The sequence below is a fragment of the Streptomyces sp. NPDC002055 genome, from assembly GCF_040296705.1.
In the GTDB taxonomy this organism is placed as follows: domain Bacteria; phylum Actinomycetota; class Actinomycetes; order Streptomycetales; family Streptomycetaceae; genus Streptomyces.
This window is the reverse complement of record NZ_JBEOXS010000114.1, coordinates 1-8,014: the sequence shown is the minus strand read 5'-3', so window position 1 is coordinate 8,014 and position 8,014 is coordinate 1. Positions and strand designations below refer to the sequence as shown.

Below are 8,014 nucleotides of genomic sequence, written 5' to 3'. Positions count from 1 at the left end.
ACTGGGCCTGGCCCCGTCGGGCGACGACAACCGCCGGGTGCTGGCGGTACTGGCCCACCTGGACCTCTGACCCGGCCGCAAGCCGGGGGCACGGCCGTCGGCGGAGCCCCGCGCGGTGTACTGGCCCCTGCGCCGGTGAGCGGGGCGGCCGGTTGTCCACAGGGCTGGTGCGGTGGGGCCCGACCGGCCACCGTGGAGCCATGCGGGGATGGTGGGAGGAGATCTCGGGGCTGGTGCTGCCGGTCGGCTGTGCGGGCTGCGGACACCCCCGGGTGGTGCTGTGCGACCGGTGCCGGTCGGCTCTGAGCGGCCGGCGGTCACGCAGCGTGCGCCCCACGCCGGTCCCGGCGGGACTGCCGCCGGTCCATGCGGCGGCGGTGTACGCGGACGAGGTGCGGGCCGTGCTGCTCGCCCACAAGGAGCGGGGCGCCCTGGGGCTGGCAGGGCCGCTGGGAGAGGCCCTCGCCGGGGCGATCCGGGCCGGATGCGGACCGCCGGACGGCAGGGGGCTGCTGATCGTGCCGGTTCCCTCGGCTCGGCGTGCGGTGGCTGCCCGAGGCCACGACCCGACCCGCAGGATCGCTGTCGCGGCGGCGCGTGAGCTGCGGCGCGAGCGCCGCCCCGCGCGGGTGCTGGCGCTGCTCCGGCAGCGGCGCGCGGTGGCCGACCAGGCGGGGCTCACCGGCCCGCAGCGCCGCGCGAATCTCGCGGGCGCCCTGATGGTCGCGGGCGGGTCCGCCAGGCTGCTCCGGGCCGCTCCTGTGGTCCTGGTGGACGACCTGATGACGACGGGGGCGTCGCTGGCGGCGGCAGCCGAAGCGGTGACGGAGGCGGGCGTCCGGGTGGCGGCGGCAGCGGTGGTCGCCGGCCCGCTCGGAGCGTGCTGACCCGCTGCCTGCCGCCGGTCCCGGGCGCTGGTGCGGCCTCCCGGTGCGCTGCCGGGGAGCCCCTGCCGGTGCGGCTTCCCGGCCGCACTCCCCGTTTCTCCGGCCGCCCCGGGGGCCACCGGCCGGGGGCCGTCGCGGACCGTACGCCCGGGGTGCCTGGACGGAGTGGGTCCTGTGGTGGAACTGGCGGAGAACGCCCAGCGTTGCAGGGGTGAGAGCGGAATGACTCCGGAACCGAGGTACGCGCCGGTAGGGGGTGCCGACAACTGTCGGGTGGAGCTATGTTCGGTGTGAGGAATGGCGGAGGCTATGCCTTATATGTCGGACAAGCGTGCTTCATACTTCGGACGAGCGTGCTTAGGGACTTTTCCGCCGTCCCTGAAGTCGATGGGGTGAAACCCTGCCGACTGGGGAGGAGGAGGTGAAAGTCGCAGCGCCGCGACTCCGGATGACGCCCCGGCTTCGTGGCGGTGCAGCAGACGAAGTGCCGACGGTTCCTCCCGTTGCGGGGAACCCGCCGGCCCCAGGCAAGAGGGATGTGCTCCGCCTCCGGGCGGGGCGATCCGGGAACGGAGTTCTGCGTGGACATCGTCGTCAAGGGCCGCAAGACTGAGGTGCCCGAGCGCTTCCGTAAGCACGTGGCCGAGAAGCTGAAGCTGGACAAGATCCAGAAGCTCGACGGCAAGGTGATCAGCCTCGACGTCGAGGTGTCCAAGGAACACAATCCCCGTCAGGCCGACCGCGCCGACCGCGTGGAGATCACGCTGGTGTCGCGCGGCCCCGTGATCCGGGCGGAGGCTTCGGCCGCCGACCCGTATGCCGCACTCGACGCGGCGACGAACAGGCTCGAAGCCCAGCTGCGCAAGCAGGCCGACAAGCGCCGCGTACACCGCGGCGGCGGCCGGACGCCGATGAGCGTCGCAGCCGCCACCGCCCCCCTCGCCGCAGCCCTCAACGGCGAGTCGCCCACCGCGAACGCCGAGGAAGGCGTGCCCACGACGAGGATGGGCTCGCTGGAGGTACTGGGCGAAGGCCCGCTGGTCGTCCGTGAGAAGACCCACGCCGCGGCACCGATGAGCCTCGACCAGGCGCTCTACGAAATGGAGCTGGTCGGGCACGACTTCTACCTCTTCGTCGACTCCGAAACCAAGCAGCCGAGCGTGGTCTACCGGCGCCACGCCTACGACTACGGCGTCATTCATCTGGAGCACGACCCGCTGGTCGCCGAGGCACCGCACGGCGCCGGCGGAGCACTCGGAGGCTGACGGCAGGCCGACGCACCGTACGACTCGATGCCCCCGGGAGCGCCTGTGCGCCCCCGGGGGCATCACTGTGCGCCCACGGGAGCACCCCACTGCCGACCGGGCATGAAATCATGACGACCGCGGCCAACCCGTGTTCCATGGAGTGCGGTTGGCGGCAGGGCACGCAACCAAGGCCACGGCCTTCAGGGGGAGGAACGATGGCGCACAGCTTCGGGCCCGGTTCCGACGAGGACGGCCAGGGAGTCGTCGGGGCGGGTGCGGACGCGGAGGGGGCACGCAAGGAGCCCATCCGGGTCCTCGTGGTGGACGACCACGCCCTCTTCCGTCGTGGTCTGGAGATCGTCCTCGCCCAGGAGGAGGACATCCAGGTCATCGGCGAGGCAGGGGACGGTGCCGAGGCGGTGGAGAAGGCGGCCGATCTGCTGCCCGACATCGTGCTGATGGACGTACGGATGCCCAAGCGGGGCGGCATCGAGGCCTGCACCTCCATCAAGGAGGTGGCCCCCAGCGCGAAGATCATCATGCTGACGATCAGCGACGAGGAGGCCGATCTCTACGACGCGATCAAGGCGGGGGCCACCGGCTATCTACTCAAGGAGATCTCCACCGACGAGGTCGCCACCGCCATTCGCGCGGTCGCCGACGGTCAGTCGCAGATCAGCCCGTCCATGGCCTCCAAGCTGCTGACCGAGTTCAAGTCGATGATCCAGCGCACCGATGAGCGGCGTCTGGTGCCCGCCCCCCGGCTGACCGACCGCGAACTCGAGGTGCTCAAACTCGTCGCGACGGGCATGAACAACCGTGACATCGCGAAGGAGTTGTTCATCAGCGAGAACACGGTGAAGAACCACGTCCGGAACATCCTGGAGAAGCTGCAACTGCACTCCCGGATGGAGGCCGTCGTCTACGCGATGCGGGAGAAGATCCTCGAAATCAGGTAGGCCGTGACCGGGGAGCATGCCGGGATCGCGGCACGGCAGCCGCGCCCCGGTGCCGTTTCGCGGGCCCCTCGCCGGCGGGCCGGAGACGGCTGGGCCCGGCTCGGCAGGGTCCCGGGCCCAGCTGAATCCCGGCCCAGCGGAATCCCGGCTCAGGAGCTCAGCGGCTCAGGGCTTCGGTGAGTGGCGCCGACAGCTCCGGCTGCATGATCCGCTCGACCCGTACCTCCTCGCAGCCCACCCATGCGGCTGCTTCCCGCAGCGCTTCCGCCATCGGCCCGACCGCCCCGTGTCCCTGGAGCGAGAGCTGCCGTGCCACCAGCGTCGTCCCCTCCCGGGCGGGATCCACCCGGCCCAGCAGCCGTCCGCCGGACAGCAGCGGCATGGCGAAGTAGCCGTGCACCCGCTTCGGCTTCGGCACGTACGCCTCCAGCCGGTGGGTGAAGCCGAAGATCCGCTCCGTGCGCTTCCGGTCCCAGATCAGGGAGTCGAACGGGGAGAGCAGGGTGGTCCGGTGCCTGCTCCGCCGGGCCGCGTCCGCGAGCGCCGCCGGATCGGCCCACGCCTCGCCCGCTCCCCGCGGGCCGGACCGGCCGGCGCCGGCTGCGTTCGCCGGCCGCCCCCAGCCCTCCACCCGTACGGGGACGAGCCGTGAGTCGGCGATCACGGCATCCACCTGCTCGCCCTTGAGCCGGTGGTAGTCGGCCAGGTCGGCCCGTGTGGCGACCCCCATCGCGGCTCCCGCCTGCTCGACCAGGCGGCGGATGCATGCGGAGTCGTCGAGGTCGTCGTGGAGCAGGGCGTCCGGTACGGCGCGTTCCGCGAGGTCGTACACCCGCTTCCAGCCCCGCCGCTCGGTGCAGACGACCTCGCCGGTGTCCAGCAGCCACTCGACGGCGATCTTCGTCTCGGACCAGTCGTACCAGGGGCCGCCGTTCTTGGCGCCGCCCAACTCCGTTGCGGTCAGCGGCCCGTCGGCCTTCAGCCGGTCCCGCACCGCCGCGCACGAGCGCTCCGAGTCCTCCAGCACATGCCAGCGGTGGCCCTTCGCCCGGCGGGCCCGGCGGCGGAAGGCGAAGTGCGGCCACTCCTCGATCGGCAGGATGCACGCCGCGTGCGACCAGTATTCGAAGGAGTGGGTGTCCGTCCAGTACGCCGCCTCGACGGCGGGGCGGCCCACCGGGCCGAGCCGCGCGTAGGGCACCAACTCGTGGGACCGGGCCAGCACCGAGATCGTGTCCAGCTGTATCGCGCCCAGGTGACGCAGCACTCCCCGCACCCCGGCCCGGCGGTCCGGGGCGCCCAGGAGTCCTTGGGTGCGCAGGGCGATCCGCCGTGCGTCGTCGGCGGAGAGTTCGATGGCCGGCCTCGGCAACGTGGTCATGAGCCGCACCCTAGATGCCGCCACTGACAGCCCTGCCGTCCCGGCCGGGGCGCGGCCCCGCTGCCGGCGGCTTCTGCGGAAGCGCGCCGTGCGCGGGCGCCGCCTTCCGGCCGCGCCCGCGCTGCCCCGGGGGCCTCGGCAGCGGAGAGCGGACTCTCACCGTTGATCACTGTTCGGGGCAAGGGAGGGCCGGGCCCGGCTCCACCGGAACGGACCGTGCGCCGGAGCGGGGCCGCCTCGCGCCGGGCGCCGGAGCGGTCGTGAGGCGGTTGCGGGGCACCTTCCGGGGCGCTCGTGCGTTCTCCTTACGGGTGACACCGGCCCTTCCGGCAGACGGACCTCCCGGCGCGGCGGGGTCCTGACTTACGATGGCCGTTGCGGCGGGGCCTGCCCCTGCCGTGCCCGCGCACATGAACCGTGCCAGGCCCGACCGGCAAGGAGACCAACCTACGTGTCCGTCTTCAACAAGCTCATGCGTGCAGGCGAAGGCAAGATCCTGCGCAAGCTGCACCGCATCGCGGGCCAGGTCAACTCCATCGAAGAGGACTTCGTCAACCTCTCCGACGCCGAGCTGCGGGCACTCACCGACGAGTACAAGCAGCGGTATGCCGACGGTGAGAGCCTGGACGACCTGCTCCCCGAGGCGTTCGCGACCGTCCGCGAGGCGGCCAAGCGTGTCCTCGGACAGCGCCACTACGACGTTCAGCTCATGGGTGGCGCCGCGCTCCACCTCGGCTACGTCGCCGAGATGCGTACCGGTGAGGGCAAGACCCTCGTCGGTACCCTCCCCGCCTACCTCAACGCGCTGTCCGGCGAGGGCGTGCACCTGATCACGGTGAACGACTACCTGGCCGAGCGCGACTCGGAGTGGATGGGCCGGGTGCACAAGTTCCTCGGACTCGAGGTCGGCTGCATCCTGGCCAACATGACGCCCGCGCAGCGCCGCGACATGTACGCCTGCGACATCACCTACGGCACCAACAACGAGTTCGGCTTCGACTACCTGCGCGACAACATGGCGTGGTCGAAGGACGAACTGGTGCAGCGCGGCCACAACTTCGCGATCGTCGACGAGGTCGACTCGATCCTCGTCGACGAGGCCCGCACCCCGCTGATCATCTCCGGTCCCGCCGACCAGGCGACGAAGTGGTACGGCGACTTCGCCAAGCTCGTCACCCGGCTGACCAAGGGCGAGGCGGCCAACCTGCAGAAGGGGCTGGACGAGACCGGCGACTACGAGGTCGACGAGAAGAAGCGCACGGTCGCCATCCACGAGTCCGGCGTGAGCAAGGTCGAGGACTGGCTGGGCATCGACAACCTCTACGAGTCGGTGAACACCCCGCTCGTCGGCTACCTCAACAACGCGATCAAGGCCAAGGAGCTCTTCAAGAAGGACAAGGACTACGTCGTCATGGACGGCGAAGTCATGATCGTTGATGAGCACACCGGCCGTATCCTCGCGGGCCGCCGCTACAACGAGGGCATGCACCAGGCGATCGAGGCGAAGGAAGGGGTGGACATCAAGGACGAGAACCAGACCCTCGCCACGATCACCCTGCAGAACTTCTTCCGCCTCTACAACAAGCTCTCCGGCATGACCGGTACGGCCATGACCGAGGCCGCCGAGTTCCACCAGATCTACAAGCTGGGCGTGGTGCCGATCCCGACCCACCGCGACGTCCAGCGGATCGACCAGTCCGACCTGATCTACCGCACCGAGCCCGCGAAGTTCGCGGCCGTGGTCGAGGACATCGCCGAGAAGCACAAGAAGGGCCAGCCGGTCCTGGTGGGCACCACCTCGGTCGAGAAGTCCGAGTACCTCTCGAACCAGCTGGCCAAGCGCGGTGTGCCGCACGAGGTGCTCAACGCCAAGCAGCACGACCGGGAAGCGACGATCGTCGCCCAGGCGGGCCGCCGGGGCGCGGTCACCGTGGCCACCAACATGGCCGGCCGCGGTACCGACATCAAGCTCGGCGGCAACCCGGACGACCTGGCCGAGGCGGAGCTGCGCCAGCGCGGTCTCGACCCGGTGGAGCACCCCGAGGAGTGGGCCGCCGCGCTGCCCGCGGCCCTGGAGAAGGCCGAGGCCGCGGTCAAGACCGAGCACGACGAGGTCAAGGACCTCGGCGGGCTCTACGTGCTGGGCACCGAGCGGCACGAGTCCCGGCGTATCGACAACCAGCTGCGGGGTCGTTCCGGCCGTCAGGGCGACCCGGGCGAGTCCCGCTTCTACCTGTCGCTGGGCGACGACCTGATGCGGCTGTTCAAGGCGCAGATGGTCGAGCGCGTCATGGCGATGGCGAACGTCCCGGACGACGTGCCGATCGAGAACCGGATGGTCACCAAGGCCATCGCCTCCGCGCAGTCGCAGGTCGAGCAGCAGAACTTCGAGACCCGTAAGAACGTCCTGAAGTACGACGAGGTCCTCAACCGGCAGCGTGAGGTCATCTACGGCGAGCGGCGCCGCGTCCTCGAGGGCGAGGACCTGCACGAGCAGGTCCGGCACTTCATGGACGACACCATCGACGCGTACATCCAGGCGGAGACCGTCGAGGGCTTCGCCGAGGAGTGGGACCTCGACCGGCTGTGGGGCGCGTTCAAGCAGCTCTACCCGGTGAAGGTCACCGTCGAGGAGCTGGAGGACGCGGCCGGGGACCGGGCCGGGATCACTTCCGAGTTCATTGCGGAGTCGATCAAGGACGACGTCCACGAGCAGTACGACGCGCGGGAGAAGGAGCTCGGCTCGGAGATCATGCGTGAGCTGGAGCGGCGCGTGGTGCTGTCGGTGCTGGACCGCAAGTGGCGCGAGCACCTCTACGAGATGGACTACCTCCAGGAGGGCATCGGCCTCCGCGCGATGGCCCAGAAGGACCCGCTGGTCGAGTACCAGCGCGAGGGCTTCGACATGTTCACGGCCATGATGGAGGGCATCAAGGAGGAGTCGGTCGGCTACCTGTTCAACCTGGAGGTCCAGGTCGAGCAGCAGGTCGAGGAGGTTCCCGTCACGGACGCCGAGGCGAAGGCCACGCTCGAGAAGGAGCCGGAGGGCGCCGTTCCGGCTGCTGCCGTCGCCCGTCCCGAGATCCGGGCCAAGGGCCTCGAGGCGCCGCAGCGTCCCGACCGGCTGCACTTCACCGCCCCGAAGGTGGACGGCGAGGGCGACATCGTCGAGGGCGACCTGGTCGGCGACGACGGCCCGCCGCGCTCCGAGGGGGACGGTATGACCCGCGCCGAGCGCCGCAAGGCGCAGAAGGCCGCCGGCCGCCGCCGCAAGAAGTAGCCGCGTAGCAGTCCGAACACTCGGAGCAGTCGCGGCTCGGAGCGACGAACGGGCCGGGGCAGAGCACCACACGGTGTTCCGCCCCGGCCCGTTCGCTCGTTCCGGGGCCGGGGCCGGGGCCGGGGCCGTGGCTGTGGCGCGGGGTTCCGGGCTTCCGGGGCGTGGGGGGGGGGGGGGGGGGGCCCCCCCGGGGGCGGGGCGGGCGGGCGGGGGGGCGCGCCGGGGGGGGGGGGGGGGCGGCCGCGCGGGCCGCGCGGCCG

Annotated in this window: 5 protein-coding genes; 4 read left to right on the top strand and 1 reads right to left on the bottom strand. The window is 71.2% G+C overall.

What is annotated here, in order from left to right; genetic code table 11:
- The first annotated feature begins 200 nt into the window (after positions 1–200).
- From ABT112_RS34345 to ABT112_RS34335, 3 genes are all read left to right on the top strand, one after another.
- Entirely contained in the window at positions 201–887 is a 687-nt protein-coding gene (locus ABT112_RS34345) for a ComF family protein (protein WP_351515738.1), read from the top strand.
- A gap of 581 nt (positions 888–1,468) precedes the next feature.
- Positions 1,469–2,152, top strand: coding sequence for a ribosome hibernation-promoting factor, HPF/YfiA family (gene hpf / locus ABT112_RS34340; RefSeq protein ID WP_502975529.1), 684 nt, complete (start codon positions 1,469–1,471; stop codon positions 2,150–2,152).
- Between the two features lie 197 nt (positions 2,153–2,349).
- On the top strand, positions 2,350–3,093 hold the full coding sequence (locus tag ABT112_RS34335) for a response regulator (RefSeq protein ID WP_351515736.1): 744 nt from the start codon (positions 2,350–2,352) through the stop codon (positions 3,091–3,093).
- 157 nt (positions 3,094–3,250) lie between these two features.
- Here the strand turns inward: ABT112_RS34335 and ABT112_RS34330 are convergent, their stop codons facing one another.
- A complete protein-coding gene (locus ABT112_RS34330) occupies positions 3,251–4,474 on the bottom strand; it encodes a winged helix-turn-helix domain-containing protein (protein WP_351515735.1) in 1,224 nt (407 codons plus the stop codon).
- Positions 4,475–4,925: 451 nt separating this feature from the next.
- Here ABT112_RS34330 and secA point away from each other — a divergent pair, with 451 nt between their 5' ends.
- A complete protein-coding gene (secA, locus tag ABT112_RS34325; RefSeq protein ID WP_351515734.1) occupies positions 4,926–7,754 on the top strand; it encodes a preprotein translocase subunit SecA in 2,829 nt (942 codons plus the stop codon).
- Positions 7,755–8,014 lie beyond the last annotated feature (260 nt).

Excerpts from the sequence above, each read along its gene's own strand:
- ABT112_RS34345 (WP_351515738.1), top strand. The coding sequence starts at position 201 with ATGCGGGGATGGTGGGAGGAGATCTCGGGGCTGGTGCTGCCGGTCGGC.
- ABT112_RS34335 (WP_351515736.1), top strand. The coding sequence starts at position 2,350 with ATGGCGCACAGCTTCGGGCCCGGTTCCGACGAGGACGGCCAGGGAGTC.
- ABT112_RS34330 (WP_351515735.1), bottom strand. The coding sequence starts at position 4,474 with ATGACCACGTTGCCGAGGCCGGCCATCGAACTCTCCGCCGACGACGCA.